This is a genomic window from Methylobacterium terrae (assembly GCF_003173755.1).
In the GTDB taxonomy this organism is placed as follows: Bacteria; Pseudomonadota; Alphaproteobacteria; order Rhizobiales; family Beijerinckiaceae; genus Methylobacterium; species Methylobacterium terrae.
The window spans coordinates 1,392,501-1,413,239 of sequence record NZ_CP029553.1 but is presented as its reverse complement, the minus strand read 5'-3'; the positions used below and the strand labels follow the sequence as shown (position 1 = coordinate 1,413,239).

General features: G+C 71.9%; 16 protein-coding genes (1 of these 16 cut by a window edge). 7 read left to right on the top strand and 9 right to left on the bottom strand.

Annotated elements, in window-relative coordinates:
• Positions 1 to 43 precede the first annotated feature (43 nt).
• On the top strand, positions 44 to 2,053 hold the full coding sequence (gene dxs, locus DK419_RS06315; RefSeq protein WP_208642288.1) for a 1-deoxy-D-xylulose-5-phosphate synthase: 2,010 nt from the start codon (positions 44 to 46) through the stop codon (positions 2,051 to 2,053).
• 43 nt (positions 2,054 to 2,096) lie between these two features.
• On the opposite strand, the gene DK419_RS06310 is transcribed toward dxs, so the two are convergent.
• Positions 2,097 to 2,639 carry a superoxide dismutase family protein gene (locus DK419_RS06310; protein WP_109958328.1) on the bottom strand — a complete coding sequence of 181 codons (543 nt, stop codon included), beginning with the start codon at positions 2,637 to 2,639 and terminating at the stop codon, positions 2,097 to 2,099.
• Positions 2,640 to 2,757: 118 nt separating this feature from the next.
• On the opposite strand from DK419_RS06310, the gene DK419_RS06305 reads away from it, so the two are divergent.
• Together DK419_RS06305 and DK419_RS06300 are read left to right on the top strand one after the other, a co-directional pair.
• Positions 2,758 to 3,501 (top strand): TlyA family RNA methyltransferase, encoded by a 744-nt coding sequence (locus DK419_RS06305; RefSeq protein WP_109958327.1) that lies wholly within the window; start codon positions 2,758 to 2,760, stop codon positions 3,499 to 3,501.
• Positions 3,498 to 4,778 (top strand): class I SAM-dependent RNA methyltransferase, encoded by a 1,281-nt coding sequence (locus DK419_RS06300; protein WP_109958326.1) that lies wholly within the window; start codon positions 3,498 to 3,500, stop codon positions 4,776 to 4,778. The genes DK419_RS06305 and DK419_RS06300 overlap by 4 nt, the downstream gene beginning before the upstream one ends.
• 855 nt (positions 4,779 to 5,633) lie before the next feature.
• Here the strand turns inward: DK419_RS06300 and DK419_RS06295 are convergent.
• Genes DK419_RS06295 through zwf form a run of 3 tightly spaced genes read right to left on the bottom strand, consistent with a single transcriptional unit; the run spans position 5,634 to position 11,803 of the window.
• Positions 5,634 to 8,339 (bottom strand): MGH1-like glycoside hydrolase domain-containing protein, encoded by a 2,706-nt coding sequence (locus DK419_RS06295; RefSeq protein WP_109958325.1) that lies wholly within the window; start codon positions 8,337 to 8,339, stop codon positions 5,634 to 5,636.
• 20 nt (positions 8,340 to 8,359) lie between these two features.
• Positions 8,360 to 10,267, bottom strand: a complete 1,908-nt coding sequence (locus tag DK419_RS06290; RefSeq protein ID WP_109958324.1) for an amylo-alpha-1,6-glucosidase — start codon at positions 10,265 to 10,267, stop codon at positions 8,360 to 8,362.
• A gap of 3 nt (positions 10,268 to 10,270) precedes the next feature.
• Positions 10,271 to 11,803, bottom strand: coding sequence for a glucose-6-phosphate dehydrogenase (zwf, locus tag DK419_RS06285; protein ID WP_109958323.1), 1,533 nt, complete (start codon positions 11,801 to 11,803; stop codon positions 10,271 to 10,273).
• A 200-nt stretch (positions 11,804 to 12,003) separates the two neighbouring features.
• Between zwf and DK419_RS06280 the strand changes: the two genes are divergently transcribed.
• The gene (locus tag DK419_RS06280; RefSeq protein WP_162561160.1) at positions 12,004 to 12,921 is read left to right on the top strand and encodes a 2-dehydropantoate 2-reductase; all 918 of its coding nucleotides are present in this window, start codon (positions 12,004 to 12,006) and stop codon (positions 12,919 to 12,921) included.
• 311 nt (positions 12,922 to 13,232) lie between these two features.
• Positions 13,233 to 14,297, top strand: coding sequence for a Gfo/Idh/MocA family protein (locus DK419_RS06275; RefSeq protein WP_109958321.1), 1,065 nt, complete (start codon positions 13,233 to 13,235; stop codon positions 14,295 to 14,297).
• A gap of 188 nt (positions 14,298 to 14,485) precedes the next feature.
• On the opposite strand, the gene DK419_RS06270 is transcribed toward DK419_RS06275, so the two are convergent.
• The 4 genes from DK419_RS06270 to hmgA all read right to left on the bottom strand — a co-directional run bounded on the left by DK419_RS06270 (position 14,486) and on the right by hmgA (position 17,941).
• Positions 14,486 to 14,800 carry a hypothetical protein gene (locus DK419_RS06270; RefSeq protein ID WP_109958320.1) on the bottom strand — a complete coding sequence of 105 codons (315 nt, stop codon included), beginning with the start codon at positions 14,798 to 14,800 and terminating at the stop codon, positions 14,486 to 14,488.
• A 131-nt stretch (positions 14,801 to 14,931) separates the two neighbouring features.
• Positions 14,932 to 15,252, bottom strand: coding sequence for a Rieske (2Fe-2S) protein (locus DK419_RS06265; RefSeq protein ID WP_109958319.1), 321 nt, complete (start codon positions 15,250 to 15,252; stop codon positions 14,932 to 14,934).
• Positions 15,249 to 16,550 carry a fumarylacetoacetase gene (gene fahA / locus DK419_RS06260; protein ID WP_109958318.1) on the bottom strand — a complete coding sequence of 434 codons (1,302 nt, stop codon included), beginning with the start codon at positions 16,548 to 16,550 and terminating at the stop codon, positions 15,249 to 15,251. Before fahA ends, DK419_RS06265 begins: the two co-directional genes overlap by 4 nt.
• Positions 16,550 to 17,941, bottom strand: coding sequence for a homogentisate 1,2-dioxygenase (hmgA, locus tag DK419_RS06255; protein WP_245442850.1), 1,392 nt, complete (start codon positions 17,939 to 17,941; stop codon positions 16,550 to 16,552). The genes fahA and hmgA overlap by 1 nt, the downstream gene beginning before the upstream one ends.
• A gap of 129 nt (positions 17,942 to 18,070) precedes the next feature.
• Between hmgA and DK419_RS06250 the strand changes: the two genes are divergently transcribed.
• Together DK419_RS06250 and DK419_RS06245 are read left to right on the top strand one after the other, a co-directional pair.
• On the top strand, positions 18,071 to 18,949 hold the full coding sequence (locus DK419_RS06250; protein ID WP_109958317.1) for a 2-dehydro-3-deoxygalactonokinase: 879 nt from the start codon (positions 18,071 to 18,073) through the stop codon (positions 18,947 to 18,949).
• Positions 18,946 to 19,566, top strand: coding sequence for a 2-dehydro-3-deoxy-6-phosphogalactonate aldolase (locus tag DK419_RS06245; RefSeq protein WP_109962153.1), 621 nt, complete (start codon positions 18,946 to 18,948; stop codon positions 19,564 to 19,566). The genes DK419_RS06250 and DK419_RS06245 overlap by 4 nt, the downstream gene beginning before the upstream one ends.
• 187 nt (positions 19,567 to 19,753) lie before the next feature.
• Here the strand turns inward: DK419_RS06245 and DK419_RS06240 are convergent, their stop codons facing one another.
• Positions 19,754 to 20,739, bottom strand: the 3' portion of a protein-coding gene (locus DK419_RS06240; RefSeq protein ID WP_245442849.1) for an FAD/NAD(P)-binding protein. The gene runs 415 nt beyond the window's last position; only the last 986 of its 1,401 coding nucleotides appear in the window; the start codon falls outside the window, past its right edge; the stop codon is at positions 19,754 to 19,756.

Here is a 20,739-nt window from a genome sequence, read left to right as displayed (position 1 = left end):
GCCCCGCGCGCCGGCGGCGGGTCTTCTCCTTCCGGACGTGAGGATGGCTCCGGTGTCACCGCTCAACCTTCCCCTCCTCGACCGCGTCCGCGTCCCCGCGGACCTGCGCCAGCTGCCCGAGAGCGACCTGACGCAGCTCGCCGCGGAGCTGCGCGCCGAGACCATCGACGCCGTCTCGGTCACCGGCGGCCATCTCGGCGCGGGCCTCGGCGTCATCGAGCTCACCGTCGCCCTCCACTACGTCTTCAACACCCCCGACGACCGCATCATCTGGGACGTCGGCCACCAGGCCTACCCCCACAAGATCCTCACCGGACGGCGCGACCGCATCCGGACGCTGCGCCAGGGCGGCGGCCTCTCGGGCTTCACCAAGCGCTCCGAGAGCCCCTACGACCCCTTCGGCGCGGCGCATTCCTCCACCTCCATCTCCGCGGGCCTCGGCATGGCCATCGGCCGCGACCTCGCGGACGCCGCCGCGAAGGCCCGCGGCGAGACGCCGCCGCGCCGCAACGTCGTGGCCGTCATCGGCGACGGCTCGATCTCGGCCGGCATGGCCTACGAGGCGATGAACAATGCCGGCGCGTTGAAGTCGCGCCTCGTCGTCATCCTCAACGACAACGACATGTCGATCGCGCCCCCGGTCGGCGCCATGTCGTCCTACCTCGCGCGGCTCGTCTCGGGCGACACCTACCGGAGCTTGCGCGACACCGCCAAGCAGTTCGGCCGCCTCCTGCCGAAGGCGATCTACGACACCGCCGCGCGGGCGGAAGAGTACGCGCGCGGCATCCTGGCCGGCGGCGGCACGATGTTCGAGGAACTCGGCTTCCACTACGTCGGCCCGATCGACGGCCACAACCTCGACCACCTGCTCCCCGTCCTCAAGAACGTGCGCGACGCGCCCGACGGCCCGGTGCTGGTCCACGTCGTGACCCAGAAGGGCAAGGGCTACGCGCCGGCCGAGGCCGCCGCCGACCGCGGCCACGCGGTGGTGAAGTTCGACGTGGTGTCGGGCAAGCAGACCAAGGCCAAGCCCAACGCCCCGGCCTATACCCGCGTGTTCGGCGAGAGCCTGATCAAGGCGGCGGACGCCGACGACAAGGTGGTGGCGATCACCGCCGCGATGCCGTCGGGGACGGGCGTCGACCTGTTCTCGAAGGCGCATCCGGAGCGGACCTTCGACGTCGGCATCGCCGAGCAGCACGCGGTGACCTTCGCGGCGGGCCTGGCGACGGAGGGGTTCAAGCCGTTCTGCGCGATCTACTCGACGTTCCTGCAGCGCGGCTACGACCAGCTGGTGCACGACGTGGCGCTGCAGAACCTGCCCGTTCGCTTCGCCCTCGACCGGGCCGGCCTGGTGGGTGCGGACGGCGCGACGCATGCGGGCGCGTTCGACCTGGCGTATCTGTGCTGCCTGCCGAACATGACGGTGATGGCGGCGGCCGACGAGGCCGAGCTGGTGCACATGGTGGCAACCGCGCACGCGCACGACACCGGCCCGATCGCGTTCCGCTATCCGCGGGGCGAGGGCGTGGGCGTCGAGCTGCCGGAGCGGGGCGAGGCGCTGGCGATCGGCAAGGGCCGGGTGATCCGGCGTCCGGAGGGCGCGCGGGTGGCGCTTCTGAGCCTCGGCACGCGCCTGGCGGAAGCCGTGAAGGCGGCGGAGCGTCTGGAGGCGTCGGGCATCGGCGTGACGGTGGCGGATGCGCGGTTCGCCAAGCCGCTGGACGAGGCGCTGATCCTGGACCTGGCGGGCAGCCACGAGGTCCTGGTGACGCTGGAAGAGGGGTCGGTCGGGGGCTTCGGGGCGATGGTGCTGCACCTGTTGTCGTCGCGCGGGGCGCTGGACGACGGCAAGGTGCGGGTGCGGACGCTGACCTTGCCGGACAGCTACCAGGAGCACGACACGCCGGATCGGATGTACGCGGAAGCCGGGCTCGACGCGGCGTCGATCGTCACGGTCGTCGAGGCGATCCTGCCGGCGCGTCCGGAGGCCAAATCGTCCGGCAACGTCACGGCGAGCAACGTCGTCAGCGTCGCCCGGCGGCAGCGCTGAAGCCGGAACCGGGCCGCGTCCGGCGGACGCGGCCCGGTCGGGGCTACTTGATGACCGAGCAGGCGATGCGGGCGCCCGCATTGCCGATCGGCTGCGTGGCGTGATCGTCCTCGTTGGCGTGGATGATCAGGGCCGAGCCGTCATTGTCCTTCAGGCCGCCCTCGCCGGTCAGCGGCGTGTCGCTCGACACCTCGGCATTCACCGAGCCGTCGGCATTGGCGTAGACGTTCGGCAGGTCGCCCTCGTCCGGGCCCTCCGCGTTCAGCAGGCCGTGCTTGGCGTTGTCGTGATTGACGTGCGCCTTGGACTCCTGGAACTTGTCGGTGTCGGCGCAACTCCCCACGGCGTGGAAGTGGATGCCGTGCCAGCCGGGCGGCAGGCCGCCGGGCTGGATCGTCACCCGCATCACCAGCGTGTTGGCGCCGTCCCTGAGCGCGATCTTGCCGATCGTCTCCCCCTTGTTGTTGACGATCGGCGCGTCGTAGGTCGTCGGCGCCGCCGGCTTGTCCGCCGCGGGCTTGTCCTGCGCCAGCGCGGGGGCGGCGAGGGCGAGGCCGAAGGCGCTCGCGAGCACGATGTTTCTCATCTCGAACACTCTCCTCGTGTGTCGCCGTATAGCTAGGGCATCCGGCGCCGGCGGGGACGCCCCGGCAAGGGCGGAAGCAGCGACGGATACGGTCATACACGACCAAGGATCGAGGGCGATGACGACGGGCGAGCGGCTGCGGGCCGACCGCCTCCTGGTGGAGGCGGGCCATTTCGAGAGCCGGGCACGGGCGCAGGGTGCGATCGAGGCCGGCCTGGTGCGGGCGGACGGCGTCGTCGTGCGCAAGCCGTCCGACCTGATCCCCCGGAGCGCTGCCATCGTCGCCGAGGCGCCGCACCCCTACGTCTCCCGCGGCGGCCTCAAGCTCGCCGCCGCCCTCGACGCCTTCGGGATCGACCCGGCGGGGCGGACCTGCCTCGATATCGGCGCCTCCACCGGCGGCTTCACCGACGTGCTGCTGCGCCGCGGCGCCGCCCTCGTCCACGCCGTCGACGTCGGCCGCTTCCAGCTCCATCCGAGCCTCGCCGCCGACCCGCGCGTAGCGGCGCTCGAGGCGACCGACGCCCGCTCCCTGACTCCCTTCCCCGAGCCGCCCTCCCTCCTGGTGATCGACGTGAGCTTCATCTCCCTGCGGCTGGTCCTGCCGCCTATCATCCCGCTCCTGGCGCAGGACGCTGCCTTGGTGGCTTTGATCAAGCCGCAATTCGAGGCCGGGCGCGAGCATGTCGGCCGCGGCGGGCTGGTGCGGGACGAGGCGGTGCTGGAGACGGTCTGCGCGCGCATCCGCGATCTCGTCGCGTCGCTGGCCTTCACGGTGCGCGGCCTGATCCCGTCGCCGATCGACGGCGGCGACGGCAACCGGGAATTCCTGATCGGCGCGGTGCGGGAGGCCGGACGATGAGTGACGGTGCGGAGATGACGACCTGCGAGATCGCCCGCCTCGGCCTGCGCGGCGACGGGGTGAGCCTGAACGGCGTCGTGGTACCGGGCGCCCTTCCGGGCGAGACCGTGCGGGCCGTACCGGAGGAGGGCACCCGCCCGCCCCGCGCCCGGCTCGACGCGGTGCTCGCCGCCTCGCCGGACCGGATCGCGCCGTTCTGCCCGTATTTTGGCACCTGCGGCGGCTGCGCCATCCAGCACCTCGCACCCGCGCCCTATGCCGAGTGGAAGCGCGACCTCGTCGTCGGCGCCCTGGCGCGAGCCGGGATCGAGGCGCCGGTGGCGCCGCTCCTCGATGCCCACGGCGCGGGCCGCCGCCGCATCACCCTGCACGTGCGCGCGGGCGAAGGCGGGCACCCGCCGAAGGGCGGGCCGCAGGCCGGCTTCATGGCGGCGCGCAGCCACGCGCTGGTCGCGATCGACCATTGCCCGATCACGGAACCCGCCCTGCACCGCGCGCCCGAGGTCGCCCGGGCGGTCAGCCGTCCTCTCGGCGGCGGCGGCGGAAAGCCCCTCGACGTCCAGGTGACCGCGACGGCGAACGGCCTCGACGTCGACATCCGCGGCCACGGCCCGGCCTCCGACCGGGCGCGCCAGGCCCTGGTGCTGCTCGCGGGCGAACTCGATCTCGCCCGGCTCTCGCTCCATGGCGAGGTGCTGATCGTGCGCCGCCCGCCCGAGATTCCCGTCGGCCGCTCCCGGCTGGTGCCTCCCGCCGGCGGCTTCCTCCAGGCGACGGCCGAGGGCGAGGCGACGCTCGCCCGCCTCGTCGTCGAGGGGGTGGCGAAGGCCAAGCGGGTGGTCGACCTGTTCTCCGGCGCCGGCGCCTTCTCGCTGTCGCTCGCCGAGGGCCACACCGTCCACGCCGTCGAGGGTGAGGACGGGGCGCTCAAGGCCCTCGACCGCGCCTTCCGCGAGACGCCGGGCCTGCGCACCGTCACGACCGAGCGCCGCGACCTCTTCCGCCGCCCGCTGCTGGCCCCCGAACTCGACCGCCACGACGCCATCGTGTTCGACCCGCCCCGGGCCGGCGCCGAGTCGCAGAGCGCGAGAATCGCCGAATCGAAGGTGCCGGTGGTGGTCGGCGTGTCCTGCGACGCCGGCAGCTTCGCCCGCGACGCGGCGCTCCTCGTGCGCGGCGGCTACCGGCTGGAGGCGGTGACGCCGGTCGACCAGTTCCGGCACTCGCCGCATGTCGAAATCGTCGGGGTGTTCCGGCGGCCGGGGAAGAAGCGGTGAGGCATGAGGGTCAGAACCCGATCGGCTTGATCGCGCGAAAGGTGTTACTGCATGGAAGGCGAAACTCAGCGTCATGGCCTTCCGTGATACGGCTTCCGCTTGATCTGTCCAATAAAGGTGTAGCGTTTCTCCCCTCTCCAGTATGGGAGAGGGGCCTGGGGATCGAAGATCCCGCGTGAGGGTGACACGCTTCCGAGTAAACCGCTAAGCGTTGCGCAGTCAGCACGACGCTCAGAGCTTTGCACGGAAGCGTGTCACCCTGCGCGATCTTCGATCGCCGCTACCCCTCTGTCCAACTGGACCACGCTGGATGTCGCCATTGAGCGCGCGGCAGAGGGCTGCTGAGTGTTAGCTAGCGGACCTGCCAGTTTTGTCTGAGTTTTTGACGAACAATTTTTGCCTATATCGGACTTCTCTCATGGACCGCGGATTGTGATTTCGGAATATCGATGTCGATGTATTGGGTCATGGGGAGAATAGCCATGAAATCATTAGGCATTTTCGAGAACATACCATTCTACGCCGTGATGAAGAGGATGGATTTTCATTCTGTGCGCTAGAGCAATACGATAATGCCGATGCCTGCATTGCATAATTGATTCGAATAATAAAATTTCTTCTGCCAGATTTAGCGGAGGCATGGCACAACGCGACCGATTGTTGCTTTGACGTGGGGTATGATGCAGGAGTCGGCCTCCACTGTACCATAGCCGAGCTTTCCAGCGCCTCCCTCTCGGCTATGAGTGCGATCGGTGCGCGGCTTCGGATGACAGCCTACCCTATGACCTCCGATTAGAAGTCCGAGTTGGACCGGCCTCAACCCGTCCCCAGGTCAAGCCGATCAGCGATGACGCCTCAAGCCTCCGGCGCCGCCGGCACATGACCGCCGGCCACCACCCGCCGCGGCTGGAGCAACAGCGCCAGCAGGCCCGTCCACCCGGTCTGATGCGCCGCGCCCAATCCCGCGCCGGTGTCCCCATGGAAGTACTCGTGGAACGGGATGTGATCGCGAAAGTGCGGATCGTCCTGGAACAAGGGATTGTCGCCCAGCACCGGGCGGCGGCCGTCGGGGCCGCGCAGGACGAGGCGGGTGAGCCGTGCGGACAGTTCGTCGGCGATCTGCGGCAGGGTGAGGTAATGCCCCGAGCCCGCCGGGCACTCGATCGTGAAGTCCGGACCGTAGAAGCGGCCGAACTCGGTCAGCGCCTCGACAAGCAAGAAGTTGATCGGCAGCCAGATCGGGCCGCGCCAGTTCGAGTTGCCGCCGAACACGGCGGTGGTCGATTCCGCCGGCTCGTAATCGACCGCGAAGGTCTGGCCGTCCCAGGGAAAGCGGAACGGCGCCGCCTCGTGCGCCTTCGAGACCGAGCGGACGCCGTGGGGGGACAGGAACTCCGTCTCGTCGAGCATCCGGCGCAGGAGCGCCTTCATGCGGTGGCGACGCAGCAGCGAGAGCAGCACCCGGTTGCCGCGGCCCGGCTCCTCCCAGCGCGAGACCTGGGCGGCGAGGTCGGGGCGGTGGGTGAGGAGCCAGCGGGCGCGGCGGGCGAAGGCGGGAAAGCGCTCGGCCAGATCGTCGTCCAGCACCTCGACGGCGCAGAGCGGGATCAGCCCGACGAGGGATCGCACCCGCAGCGGCACTTGGCGACCGTCGGGGAGGCTGAGCACGTCGTAGTAGAACTCGTCCGCCTCGTCCCACAGGCCGGAACTGTCACCGCCGACATGGGTCATCGCCTCGGCGATGGTCAGGAAGTGCTCGAAGAACTTGGTGGCGATGTCCTCGTAGACCGGGTCCTCGACCGCGAGTTCGAGGGCGATGCGCATCAGGTTGAGGCTGTACATCGCCATCCAGGCGGTGCCGTCGGCCTGGTCGAGGGTGCCGCCGGTGGGAAGCGTCGCCGAGCGGTCGAAGATGCCGATGTTGTCGAGCCCGAGGAAGCCGCCCTGGAACACGTTGCGGTCGCCGGCATCCTTGCGGTTCACCCACCAGGTGAAGTTCAGCATCAGCTTGTGGAAGACGCGCTCGAGGAAGGCGCGGTCGGGCCTGCCCGTCATCGCCTGGTCCATGCGGTAGACCCGGAGCGCCGCCCAGGCATGGACCGGCGGGTTCACGTCGCCGAAGGCCCATTCGTAGGCCGGCAACTGCCCGTTCGGGTGCATGTACCATTCGCGGGTGAGCAGGATCAGCTGGCCCTTGGCGAAGGCCGGGTCGATCAGCGCGAAGGTCACGCAGTGGAAGGCGAGGTCCCAGGCCGCGTACCAGGGGTACTCCCACTTGTCCGGCATCGAGACGATGTCGGCGTTGTTGAGGTGCGTCCAGTCGCTGTCGCGGCCGTGGCGGCGCGCCTCCGGCGGCGCCGGCTGGGCCGGGTCGCCGGCAAGCCAGCGCCGGACGTCGAAATGGTAGAACTGCTTCGACCACAGCATGCCGGCGAGCGCCTGGCGCTGCACCAGGCGGGCGTCCGGGTCGGCGATGTCGCGCTGCAGCGCGCCGTAGAATTCGTCGGCCTCGGCGACGCGGCGCGCCATCACGGCGTCGAAGGCGGCGACGTCGCGCTCGTCCGGGCTCGCTGCGGGGCTAAGGCGGAAGCGCAAGGTGACGACCCCGCCGGCCGGCACGGTCACGCGCGTCCAGGCGGCGCATTTGGTGCCCTCGGCGAGCGGGCTCACGGCATCCTGCCGGCCCTCGACGACGCGGTCGTTGATCGCGTCCTTCGGGTGGGCCGGGCCGGGCGTGCCGAAGAGCCGCCGGGCATTGGTCTCGTTCTCGCAGAACAGGAACTCGGCCGGCTGCAGGGCCGTGAGCCGCAAAGCCGGCGAGCGCCCGCGCGTCGCCTCGACGGCGCCGGTCTCGGTCAGGCGCAGGAGCGGGCGCGGCTGCGCCGGTTCCCAGGCCTCCCGCCCCCACGACCAGGTGTTGCGGGCGACGAGGTGCGGCAGGACGTGGAGGTCTGCGGCGTCGGGCCCGCGATTGACGATCGTGACCCGCATCAGCACGTCGTCGGGCGCGGCCTTGGCGTAGTCCACGGTCACGTCGTGATAGCGCCCGCCTTCGAAGATGCCGGTATCGGCCAGCTCGTATTCAGGCAGGTTCCGCCCCTTGCGCCGGCCGTTCTCGGCCACGAGGTCGGCGTAGGGAAAGGGGCCTTGCGGATACTTGTAGAGCATCCGCATGTAGGAATGGGTCGGGGTGGCATCGAGGTACCACCACAGCTCCTTGACGTCCTCGCCGTGATTGCCCTCGCTGTTGGTGAGCCCGAACATCCGCTCCTTCAGGATCGGGTCGCGGCCGTTCCACAGGGCGAGACCCAGGCACCAGAGCTGGCGGTCGTCGCTGAAGCCCGCGATGCCGTCCTCGCCCCAGCGATAGGCGCGGGAGCGGGCGTGATCGTGGGGCAGGTAGTCCCAGGCGGTGCCGCCCTCGCTGTAATCCTCCCGCACCGTGCCCCATTGCCGCTCGCTCACGTACGGCCCCCAGCGGTGCCAGCCCTCGGTCTCGACGGCGGCGAGGCGGCGGCCCTCCGCGGTGTCGGTGAGGCAGGAGGCGGGGGAGGCGGGCATCGCGGGACTCTCCATGGAGGTCACACCGGATCGAGGTCGAGCATCCGCCGCACGCGGATCAGTTCGCCGAGGGACCAGGCCTGGAACGGGCAGCCGCCGGGGCGGTGCGGCGGGTCGCCGTCGGCGACCTCGCAGACGTGGCCGAGGCCGGCCTCGTCGAGGTGGGCCGAGAGCGGCGGCAGGAAGCGGGCCCGCGCCTCGGCCTTGGCCTCGGGCGTGCGGTCGCGCTGGCCGAGCCAGGCATCGACGAAGGGACCGATCAGCCAGGGCCAGACCGTGCCCTGGTGGTAGGCGCCGTCGCGCTCCGCGGGACCGCCCGCATAGGTGCCGCGATAGTCCGGGTCGGCGGGGTCGAGGGAGCGCAGGCCGAGCGGCGTGAGGAGCCGCGCCTCCACCGCCTCGACCACCGCGCGCGCGGCGTCGCCGTTGAGGAGCCGGTGGGGCAGGCCGCCCACCGCCAGGATCTGGTTCGGCCGCAACTTGGTATCGACCGCACCCGGGACGTGGTCGGCATCGATCACATCGTAGAGGGCGCCCGACGGCGAGACGAAGCGTGCGAAGCTGCCGGAGGCGCGCCGCTCGAGGTCGCCCCAGCGCGGCGACCAGCGCGCCGCGCCGATCCGCAGCGCGTTGATCCACAGCGCCTGGACCTCGACCGGCTTGCCGATGCGGGGCGTGATCACCCGGTCGCCGACCTTGGCGTCCATCCAGGTCAGCTGCACCCCCGGCACGCCGGCGCGCAGGAGCCCGTCCGCATCGGCCGCGATGCCGTACCGGGTGCCGGCGGCGTAGCCGTCGAGGATCGCCGCGCAGGCTCGCGTCAGCCGGGCGGCCTCCGCCTCCGGCACGGCGAGGCCGGCGGCCTCGTGCGCGGCGAGCACGTCGTGGACCGCGATCACGTACCAGAGCGAGGCATCGACGGCGTTGTAGTCCGGCGCCTCGCCCCGGTCGGGGAAGCGGTTCGGCATCATGCCCTCGCTCACCGCGCCGGCCCAGGCGACGAGGATCGCGCGCGCCTGCGCGAGCGCGCCGGTGGCGACGAGGAGGCCGCGCAGCGCGATGAAGGTGTCGCGACCCCAATCGGTGAACCACGGGAAGCCCGCCACGAGGGTGCGCCCGCCCGGCCGGTCGACCAGGTAGGCGCCGGCCGCGAGCGCCAGCGGCGTCAGCGCCTCGCGCCGCGCCCGCTCGGCCGCCGTCAGCCGCTCGGCATGGGAGCCGGCCCGGACGGAGAGGCCGTCGCCGCTGCGCAGGATCATCACGGCGGGGCCGGCGGCGATGTCGAAGGTGAAGGCGCCCGGGCTCGCCAGGTCCTCCAGGTCGTCGAGGCCGCGCGCGCGTTCGGCCGCGTAGAGGAAATTCCGGTACCAGTCGGGCGCGTGGGCGTAAGTCCCGTTGGTCAGCGCCGCGACCGCCGGCAGGTCCGGGTAGGGCCGCCAAACGACGTTGCCGCCCCGGACCGTCGCCGCGAAGGCGAAGGCCGGGTTCTCGTGGTGGAGGGCGTGGTAGTCGCGGCCCGAGAGGAGCGGGCGCACGGTGAGGGCGCACGGGCCGTTCCCGTCCAGGCGCTGCCAGCGCAGCAGCGTCTCGCAGGAATCCGGCTCGACCAGCACCTCGTGCCGGAGCGCCGTGCCGTCGGGCAGCCGGTAGGTCCAGCTCGGCCAGGGCCGGGGCGAGAACGCCGCGACGTGGAGCCAGCCATCCGGATGGACCACGTCCGGCGCGTAGGCCTGCGTCGAGAGCGGCACGGTTCCACCCGTCGTCGCGACCTCGGCCTCGAACCCGTTGACCAGCACCACGCGGCCGGTCGGCGGGGTCGTCGCGGTGAGGAGCAGGGCGTGGTAGCGCCGGGTGCGCGGGCCGGCGACGGGGCCGGAGGCGAAGCCCCCGAGCCCGTCGGCCTCCAGCCACTCGCGCGCGTCGGCCACGAGCTAGTCGCCCGACCGGTCGCCATCCAGGGGCAGCCAGCGACGGCCGTCGCGGGCCAGAAGCTCGTCCGCCGCCTTCGGGCCGGCGCTGCCGGCTTCGTACGGCTCGGGCTCGCCGTCGGCGCCCCAGGCCTTCACCAGCGGATCGACTGCGGCCCAGGACGCCTCGATGTTGTCGGCGCGCTGGAACAGGGTCGCGTCGCCGCACAGGCAGTCGTAGAGCAGGGTCTCGTAGCCGACATTCGGCTCCTGCGGGAAGAAGTCGCCCTCCCGGAAGGTCGAGCGCACGGCGCCGAGCCGCATCGACGGGCCTGGCACCTTGGCGTTGAACTCGGTCGTCATGCCCTGGACCGGATCGACCATGATCCGCAGGATGTTCGGCGCGACCTGGTCAACGGGCGTATCGCGGAAGAGCCGGTAGGGCGCGGGCTTGAAGTGCACCGCGATCTCGGTGCGCCGGCCGGTCATCCGCTTGCCGGTGCGCAGGTAGAACGGCACCCCGCCCCAGCGCCAGTTGTCGATGGTGAGCTTCAACGCCGCGTAGGTCTCGGTGCGGCTGTCGCCCGCCACGTGCGGCTCGTCGCGGTAGCCCGGCACCGCGTGGCCCTGCTCGGTGCCGGCCCGGTACTGGCCGCGCACCGCGTCGCCGGGCTGGACCGGCTGCACCGCCTGGACGAGCTTCGCCTTCTCGGTGCGCACGGCCTCGGCGTCGAAGGAGACCGGCGGCTCCATGGCGGTCATGCACAGGAGCTGGAACAGGTGGTTGGGCACCATGTCGCGCAAGGCCCCGGTCGGCTCGTAGAAGGCGCCGCGCTCCTCGACGCCGATGGTCTCGGCGGCGGTGATCTGGACGTGGTCGACGAAATCGCGGCGCCAGATCGGCTCGAACATCCCGTTGGCGAAGCGGATCGCCATGATGCTCTGCACCGTCTCCTTTCCGAGGAAGTGGTCGATCCGGTAGAGCTGCGATTCGTCGGCCACGGCGAGCAGCCGCTTGTTCAGATCCTGCGCCGAGGCGAGGTCGCTGCCGAACGGCTTCTCGATCACCACCCGGCGGAATGCGTCGTCGCCCTGCTTCAGGAGTCCGGCCCGGCCCAGATGCTCGACGATCGGCGCGAAGAAGCGCGCCGCCACCGCGAGGTAGAACACCGCGTTGCCGGGAATCTTGCCGCCGATCTGCTCGTAGGTCTCGGGCGCCAGGAAGTCGCCCTTGAGGTAGTGCAGCCGGTCGCGCACGAAGCCCCAGGCCGTGGGGTCGATGTGCTTGGCGTGGAACTCCGCCGTCTCGTCCCTGGTGAAGGACTCCATCGTGTCGGAGAGATTCTGGCGCCAGCTGTCGTCCGAGCCGTCGGTGTGGTCGACGCCCCAGATGGTGGTCTTCTCGTCGAGGAGGTGGCTGCCGGCGAGGTTGTAGAGCGCCGGCATCAGCAGGCGCTTCGTCAGGTCGCCCCCGGCGCCGAAGATCACGATGGTGCAGGGCGGGGCCGGCTTGCTGCCGGAGGCGGCATGCCCTTCCACCGGGACGTGCGACGTCATGGGGGTCTCCTTGGCCGACGGGCGCGACGCAGCGACGCTTCCGTGTCGGAAGCTAGATCCCGCAGCGCAGCGGACAAGGGACGCGCCCCCGCGGCGGCGCGCGGGGGATGCACGGCCACCCTGCATCCGTCCCGCCTTCCCGGGGCACCGGGGCCGGCCTAAGGTCGGACCTCGAGAGATCTTCGAGAGCGAGCGGGACGATGGCGGACGGCACCAGGCAGGCAGGCAGCGTCGCGGTGATCGGGAGCGGCGGGATCGGCGGCTACCTGGCGGGGGCGCTGGAGCGGGCGGGACGCGACGTGACGCTGTGCGTGCGAACGCCGTTCGACCACCTCGTCGTCACCGACGCGTCGGGCGAGCGCGAGGTGCCGGTGCGCATCGTCGCGGACCCGAACGAGGTGGGCGCCGCAGACTGGGTGCTGGTGACGACGAAGGCGCAGGACACCGCGAGCGCCGAACCGTGGTTCCGCACCCTCGTCGGGCCCGGGACCCGGGTCGTGGTGGTGCAGAACGGCGTCGGGCAGGCGGAGCGGGCGCGGCCGCATCTGGCCGAGGGCGTGGCGGTGCTGCCGGCGATCATCTACTGCTCGGTCGAGCGCACGGCGCCGGGCCGCATCACCCATCACGGCTCGACCAAGATGAGCGTGCCGGCGGGCGCCGACGGCGCCGCCTTCGCGGAGCTTTTCGCCGGCACGCCGTTCGAGATCACGCAGGAACAGGATTTCGTCACGGTCGCGTGGCGCAAGCTCCTCAGCAACGCCGTAGTCAACCCGATCACCGCGCTCACCTTGCGCCGCATCGTGGTCTTCAACGACCCGGCGATCGAGGAGCTCGCCCGCGGCCTGATGGGCGAGGTGATCCGGGTCGCCAACGCCGAGGGCGCCCGGCTGACCGACGGGGACGTCACCCGCATCCTCGAGGGCTATCGGCGCATGACCGGCGACGGCGGCAGCTCGATGCTCTACGACCGCCTCGCCGGCCGGCCCCTCGAACACGCCCACCTCACCGGCGCCGTCGTGGCGGCGGCCGAGCGCCACGGCATCGACGTGCCGCTCAACCGGGCGATCCTGGCCCTCGCGGGCGCCGCGAGCGGCCAGGGGCTGGCGGGGGACCGCTAGAGCATTTTCCGACGAAGTGGATACCGGTTCGTCGAAGAAAATGCGGCAAAACTAAAGACTTGGAGAGCTTCGCGATTGCGACGCGATCGTGAAGTGCTCTAGCGCGTTCTCCGGCGGAGCGGATCGCGGTTCGTTGAGGAAAATGCATTAAGATCAGAGAACCAGTGCAGCACCCGATTGCAACGTGATCGGGCGCCGCGCTGGTTTTCGGCCGCCGGGCCGGACCGACGCCTTGTGCCGGGCGGCGAACCTGCGTCAACTCCTCCCCATCGCTGCCGCAACGATGCGACCGGGAGGACGAGTTGGACCGAGTGGGCGGCTGGGACGAGGTCAGGATCGCGGTCGCGGGCGCGGGGCTGATCGGGCGGCGGCACATCGAGGAGATCGCCGCGAATCCCGGCGCGCGGCTCTCGGCCATCGTCGATCCGGGGCCGGACGCCGCGGCGATCGCCGGGCGGGAGGGCGTCCCGCTCTACGCCACCCTGGAGGCGTGCTTTGCCGCCGACCGTCCGGACGGCGTGGTGCTGGCGACGCCGAACCGGCTGCACGTCCCGCAGGGGCTCGCCTGCATCGCGGCCGGTATCCCGGTGCTGATCGAGAAGCCGCTCGCGCACGACCTCGAGGAGGGCGAGCGCCTGGTCGCGGCGGCCGAGGCGGCCGGGGCCCGGGTGCTCGTCGGCCACCACCGGCAGCACAGCCCGATCCTGCGTCGGGCGGTCGAGGCGGTCCGGTCCGGGCTCCTCGGCCGGATCGTCGGGGTGATGGGCAGCGCGGCCTTCTTCAAGCCCGGCAGCTATTTCGAGGGCCCGAATGCCTGGCGGCGCGAGCCGGGCGGGGGACCGCTCCTCATCAACATGATCCACGAGGTCGGCAACCTGCGCGCCATGGCGGGCGAGATCGTCGCCGTGCAGGCGGCCGCCTCCGGCGCCGTGCGCGGATTTCCCGTCGAGGACACGGTCGCCATCACCCTGCGCTTCGCGAACGGCGCGCTCGGCACCTTCCTCCTCTCCGACACCGCGGCCTCGGCGCGGAGCTGGGAGCAGACCTCGCGCGAGAACGCCGCCTATCCGACCTACCCGGACGAGGACGCCTACACGATCCTCGGCACCGAGGGCTCGCTGGCGGTGCCGACCTTCCGGCTGAAGCGCTACGCGAGGCCCGAGGACCGATCCTGGTTCGAGCCCTTCCTCTGCGACACGCTCGCGGTGGCGCGCGCCGATCCGCTGGCGGAGCAGATCGCGCATTTCGTTCAAGTGATCCGGGGCGAGGCCAAGCCGCTGGTGAGCGCCCGCGACGGGTTGCAGAACCTGCGCGTCGTCGATGCCATCACGCGGGCGGCCCGCACGGGAGGGACCATCGAGATCCCGGTCCCCTGACGGACGTCATCGACCGCATGCCGGCCTTCCGGTAGCCGGAGCATCGCCCGATCGCGCGACCGGCCGGTGCTCGCGGCATCGATCCCGATGCCTCGTCCGTGACGCATCGGTCTCTCGTCGAACCTCGCCGAGCCGCCGTGGTCGACGGACCGGGCTGCTGATACGGGCGCTCGGGACGAGACGGACGCCTACTGACCGCTATCTCCGCCGCTGCCTCCGGAATTCGGGATTCCGCGCTCGGGATTGGAGGCGTTCGAGGTGTTGGCGGTGTCGTTGGACCAGTTGTCGGCGCCGAGGCCGCTGCGGGCGAGGGTTCCGGTCGAGCCCGGGCCCGAATTGTCGACCTGCGACCGGCTGCCCTCGAAGACGTTCTCCTGGCCCTGGAACGGAGTCGTGAGCCGCGGCGGACCGGGCTCCCTGATTTCCGCAGGGTTGGCTCCGGTCTGCGCCTGAGCGGGCAGGACCAGAAACACCGCGACACCGGCGAGAAACAGCCGTTTCATGTATGCCTCCGGGTGAGAAGCATCCGCATTGCATGCGGATCGGCTGCTTTATCTATGTCTGTTCGAGAGGAATGGCACTTCATCATTCCGTGAGCGCCATTCGGCTGCCGGATAACGGGCGGCCGGCTCGCTCAGGCGCCGGGCGGAACGACCTCGACCCAGACCCGGCCTTCCTCCACCCGCACCGGGTAGACCGCGAGGTCGCGGCAGACCGGCCCGCCCTGCGCCCGGCCGGTGGGGATCTCGAACAGGCCGTAATGGGCCGGGCACTCGATGTAGCCCTCGACCACCTCGCCCTCCGCCAGCAGGGCGCCCGCATGGGTGCAGCGCCCCTGCGTGGCGTGGACCGCGCCGTCGACGCGGTAGAGCGCGAGGGCCTGTCCGCCGGCCTCGCGGGCCAGGACCGGCCTGCCCTCGAAATCCGCGAGGTCGGCGACCGGGTACCAGGTCACAGGGCCGGCAGCACGATCGCGCGGCAGGCGCCGAAGCCGATCGGCGCGAAGCCCTCGCGCACGCCGCGGGCGGTCAGGGTGACCTCGTCGCCGTCCTCGAGGAAGCGGCGCTCCTCGCCGGTTTCCAGGCGGATCGGCACCTTGCCGCCCTGCGAGGTCTCGAGCAGGCTGCCGCAGGAATCCGGATCCGGGCCCGAGAGCGTGCCGGTCCCGAGAAGGTCGCCCGGCCGCAGGTTGCAGCCGCCGCCGGTGTGGTGCGCGATCATCTGCGCCACCGTCCAGTACATGTGCCGCGCGTTCGAGCGCGCGACCCGGTGCGGCGGGAGGCGGGCCGCGCGGGACGCCTCGGTCGAGAGGAGCACCTCCAGCTCGAGATCGAGGGCGCCGCCGGCCTGGTCGGCCGGATCGAGGAGGTAGGGCAGGGGGGCGGGATCGCCCGGAGGCCGGCTCGGCTGCGGGATGCGGAACGGCGCCAGCGCCTCCGGGGTGACGATCCAGGGCGAGATCGTGGTGGCGAAGCTCTTTGCCAGGAACGGCCCGAGGGGCTGGTACTCCCAGCCCTGGATGTCCCGGGCGGACCAGTCGTTGAGCAGGCAGAACCCCGCGACCTGCCCGGCGGCCTCCGCCACCAGCACCGGTGTGCCGAGGTCGTTGCCGAGTCCGATCCACACCCCGAGTTCCAGTTCGTAGTCGAGCCGGCGCGACGGCCCGAAGACCGGGGCGTCGAGGTGGGGCGGCTTCGCCTGGCCGTGCGGCCGGCGCACCGGGGTGCCGGAGGGCCGGATCGACGAGGCGCGGCCGTGATAGCCGACCGGCACGTGCTTGTAGTTGGGCAGAAGCGGCTGGTCGGGCCGGAACTGGCGGCCGGTATTGGTGGCGTGGTGGATGCCGACGAAGAAATCGGTGTAGTCGCCGATCCGCGCCGGCAGGTGCAGCGTGCAGGACGACGCGGCGTGCAGGAGCGGCGGCACCCGGTCGCGGTCCGGCCCGTCGGTCGAGAGGAGGGCGAAGAGCCCGTGGCGCAGGGCCCGGCGCGGGCCGGCGCCGAGCGCCAGCAACCCGGCAAGGTCGCCGCCCTCGGTCGCCGCGACCGCCCGCGCCGCCTCGCCGGTCAGGAGGCCCGCGGCCCGCGCCGCCGCGAGGTCGAGGACGTGCTCGCCGATCGCGACACCGGCCCGCCTCGGACCGCCGTCGGTGAAGAACACGCCGAGCGGCAGGTTCTGGATCGGAAAGTCGGGATGCCCGTCGGCACCGGGCACGCAGGAGCGGGCGGCGGGATCGTGGGTATGGTCGATCATCACCGCGCCTCCGGCCGGTTCGGGTCGAAATGCTTCGTCAGCCGGCGGCCGTAGGACCCGTAATCCTGCTGCAACGCCGGGGTCTCGGCGGCGAAGCGGCTGACCTTCTGGGGAAACCGCGTCTCGAACATGAAGGCCAGCGTGCCCTCGAGCTTGTGCGGCGCGAGCTCGGCGTTCGACGCCTTCTCGAACGCGTCGACGTCCGGCCCGTGCGGCAGCAGCGTGTTGTGCAGCGAGGCGCCCCCCGGCCGGAAGCCGCCGCCGGTCTTGGCGTCGTAGACCCCGTAGACCAGCCCCATGAACTCGCTCATCACGTTGAGGTGGTACCACGGCGGCCGGAAGGTGTTCTCCGCCACCAGCCAGCGGTCGGAGAACAGCACGAAGTCGATGTTGGCGGTGCCGGGCGTCTCGGAGGGCGAGGTCAGCACCGTGAAGATCGACGGGTCGGCGTGGTCGAACAGGATCGGGCCGACCGGCGAGAATTTTCGGAGATCGTACTTGTAGGGCGCGTAGTTGCCGTGCCAGGCGACGACGTCGAGGGGCGAGTGGGCGATCTCGGCGGCCCACAAGGCGCCGCCCCACTTCACCAGCATGGTGCCTGGCGCGTCGCGGTCCTCGTAGGCGGCGACCGGGGTGAGGAAATCGCGCGGATTGGCCAGGCAGTTGGCGCCGATCGGCCCGCGCTCGGGCAGCGTGAGGGCGCCGCCGTAATTCTCGCACAGGTAGCCCCGGGCCGGGCCGCCAAGGAGCTCGACCGCGATCTTCACGCCGCGCGGGATCACCACGATCTCGCCGGGCGCGACGTCGATGATCCCGAACTCGGTGCGGAAGCGAAGCGCGCCCTCCTGGGGCACCACCAGCATCTCGCCGTCGGCGTTGTAGAAGTACTCGTCCCTCATCGAGCGGGTGGCGAGGTAGAGATGCGCGCCCATGCCGGCCTGCGCGCCCGCATCGCCCGCCGTCGTCATGGTGCGCACGCCCTCGACGAAGGAGAGCGGCTCGTCCGGGATCGGGACGGGATCCCAGCGCAAGGGGGCGGGGGGCATCTCGACCTCGGGGGCGGGCGCGGTGCGCCACAGGCCGGCCTCGACCTTCCGGAAGGCGCCCCAGTGCATCACGGTGGGCCGGATGCGGTAGAGCCAGGAGCGCTCGTTGGTGGTGCGCGGCGCGGTGAAGGGCGAGCCCGAGATCTGCTCGGCGTAGAGGCCGTAGGGGCATTTCTGGGGCGAGTTGCGGCCGACCGGGAGCGCGCCCGGCAGGGCCTCGGTCTCGAAGCCGTTGCCGAAGCCCGACATGTAGCCCGGCGCGAGGCCAGAGACGCTGGCGGCGGGCTGAGGCCCGGACGGTGCCGGAACGTTCTTCGCCGAAACGTTCTGCGCTTGGACATTCATGGCGCGACCCTTTCCTGCCCGGTCGATTGGTTTCAGTTGCAACCTTTTTCCCTGGATAGGAGCGGCCGCAACACGCGTCAAGCGGCCGGACGGTTGCGCTCCCGCCGCCCCTGGGGCACAGCGTCGGGCATGATCGCAGTGGACTGGGGAACGAGCAGCGCCCGGGCCTACCGGCTCGCGCCGGACGGGGCGGTGCTGGCGCGGCGCGAGGGCGCGGACGGCATCCTGCGGGTGCCGGCGGGTGGCTTTCCGGCGGCGCTCGTCGAGATGGTCGGCGACTGGCTGGCGGCCGGCGAGACCCGGGTGCTGCTCTCCGGGATGGTCGGCAGCCGGCAGGGCTGGCAGGAGGCGCCGTACCTCGGCTGTCCGGCGGGACTCTCGGAACTGGCAGGCGCCGTGGTGCCGGTGCCCTTCGACGGCGCGAGCGTGCGGCTGGTGCCGGGCCTGAGTGCCGAGGACGCGGCCGGGACACCCGAGGTGATGCGCGGCGAGGAGGTCCAGATCCTCGGGGCGCTGGCCCATGCCGACGAGGACGGGCTGATGTGCCTGCCCGGCAGCCACGCCAAGTGGGTGCGGGTCGTCCGCGGCCGGATCGCGGGCTTCACCACCAGCATGACCGGCGAGGCCTTCGCGGCGCTCAAGGACCACACCATCCTCGGCCGGATGATGACCGGGCGGGCGGAGGTCGGCCCGGCCTTCGAGGCGGGCGTCGCCCGCGCGGCGGAGGCCGGGGGCTTGCTCCACCACCTGTTCGGCACCCGCACGCTCGGGCTGTTCGGCCGGCTCGCGCCGGAGGAGTCCGCGAGCTACCTGTCGGGCCTGCTGATCGGGCACGACGTGGCGGCCGCCCTGGCGGAGCCCGCCCAGGTGTTGCTCGTCGGCTCGGGCCCGCTGATGGCGCTCTACGGCCGGGCGATCGCCCTCGCGGGCGGCGAGGCGATCGCAGGCGATCCGGACGCCGCCGCCCGCGGCCTGGCGCTGATCGGGGAGAGGATCCAATGGGCATGATTCCGTCGGACGTGACGGGCTGGCTCGCGCGCTGCCCCCTGGTGGCAATCCTGCGCGGCGTGCGGCCGGACGAGGTCGAAGCGATCGGCGAGGCGCTGGTGGCGGCCGGGATCGTGATCCTCGAAGTGCCGCTCAACTCGCCCGAGCCGGTCGAGAGCGTGCGCCGCCTGGCGGCGCGCCTCGGCGACCGGGCGCTCGTCGGCGCCGGCACCTTCCGCCGCGAGGCGGAGGTCGAGGCGGTGGCCGCAGCCGGCGGGCGCCTGCTCGTCACGCCCCACGCCGATCCCGCCCTGGTGCGCGCCGCCAAGGCCCGCGGCATGGTGGCGATGCCGGGCTTCCTGACCCCGGCCGAGGCCTTCGGCCTGCTCGACGCCGGCGCCGACGCCCTCAAGCTGTTTCCGGCCGAGGCCGGCGGGCCGCCGATGCTGAAGGCGCTCCGCGCGGTGCTGCCGAAGGGCACGCCGCTGCTCCCGGTCGGCGGCGTCGACGCACGGAGCCTGCCGGCCTGGCGCGAGGCTGGCGCCAGCGGCTACGGCTGCGGCTCGTCGCTCTACAAGCCCGGCGACACCCCCGACCAGGTCACCGCCAAGGCGAAGGCTCTGGTCGCGGCGCTCTGAACGGCGCGAGCGGGGAGGCTTCCGGTTCGCCGGGCGGAACGGTGCGGTTCCGCTCGGCTCCGGTGGGACATTTTAACTTTGCGCCTACACCCGTGATTCGCATAAGGTATCTTATGGAACCTGAGGCGATGCCCGGCACGGTCCGAGCAAGCGCCTGACGCGTCGGGGCTTCTCGATCGGTCCGGTTTCAGGCCGTCTCCCGCGCCGCCCCGGTCGCTACATCCTGCAGCCGCGCCGCCACCGTCCGGGCGAGTTCCGCCGCCTGCCCGCGGATATCCGGCACCGCCGTGCATTCCCACAGCGTCCCGCGCAGGAGCGGCCCGAGCGTCCAGAGCGGCCGGCCGGCCTCGCCGCGCTGGTCGAGCACCGCGAGGTCGTCGGCCACGGCGAGCCCGAGGCCGAGCGCGTCCGGGCGGATCAGCCCGCGGCCCATCAGGCGGCGCAGCAGCAGGTCGTCGGTATCGGCGACGCGCCCGACGCCCGAGGCGTCGATGATCCGCTGCACGTCGACGACCCGCTCCGCCTCGACGCCGCGCTCGCGCAGGCTCACGCGGGCGTGGCCCGCCTGGTCCTCGATCGCGATCACGCGGGCCCGCATCAGCGTCAGCCCGCCGCTCGCGCGCTCACGCTCGATGATCTCGGCCGCCGGCGGCGCCATACGGTGCCGGTGCACGTCCCAGAACGCGCGGACGTGGCGCAGGAAGCGGCGCTGCTCGGCCGGAGGCAGGCCGCGCCAGAGCCCGATGCTGACGCCCCGCAGGGAATCGATCACGCTTCGCCAGTCGGCCCCGCACGCGGCGGCCCGGCGTGCCTCGTCGCGCACGACGCGCAGCAGCGCAGGCAGAGAGCGCCGCGCCGCGTCCGGCACGCTCGGCGCGGGCCACGTTGCGGTCGCGGCGTGGACCTGGGGCAGCAGGCCGCGGCGGGACACCGCGAGGATCGGCCCGGGAAAACCGCGCTGGCGCAGGGCCGCGACCGCGTCGACCATGGTCAACCCGGTGCCGACGATGAGCAGCGGCAGGTCGGGCCGCATGTGGTCGAGGGGCGCGTCGCCCCAGGGATCGACCGCGTAGCGGCTGCGCGGCCCGCGCGGTGCCCGCAGGTTGCCGCAGGCCAGGATCGCGCCGGCGACCTGTCGGCGCCGCCCGGCCGCGAGGGTCAGCTCGAAGCCCG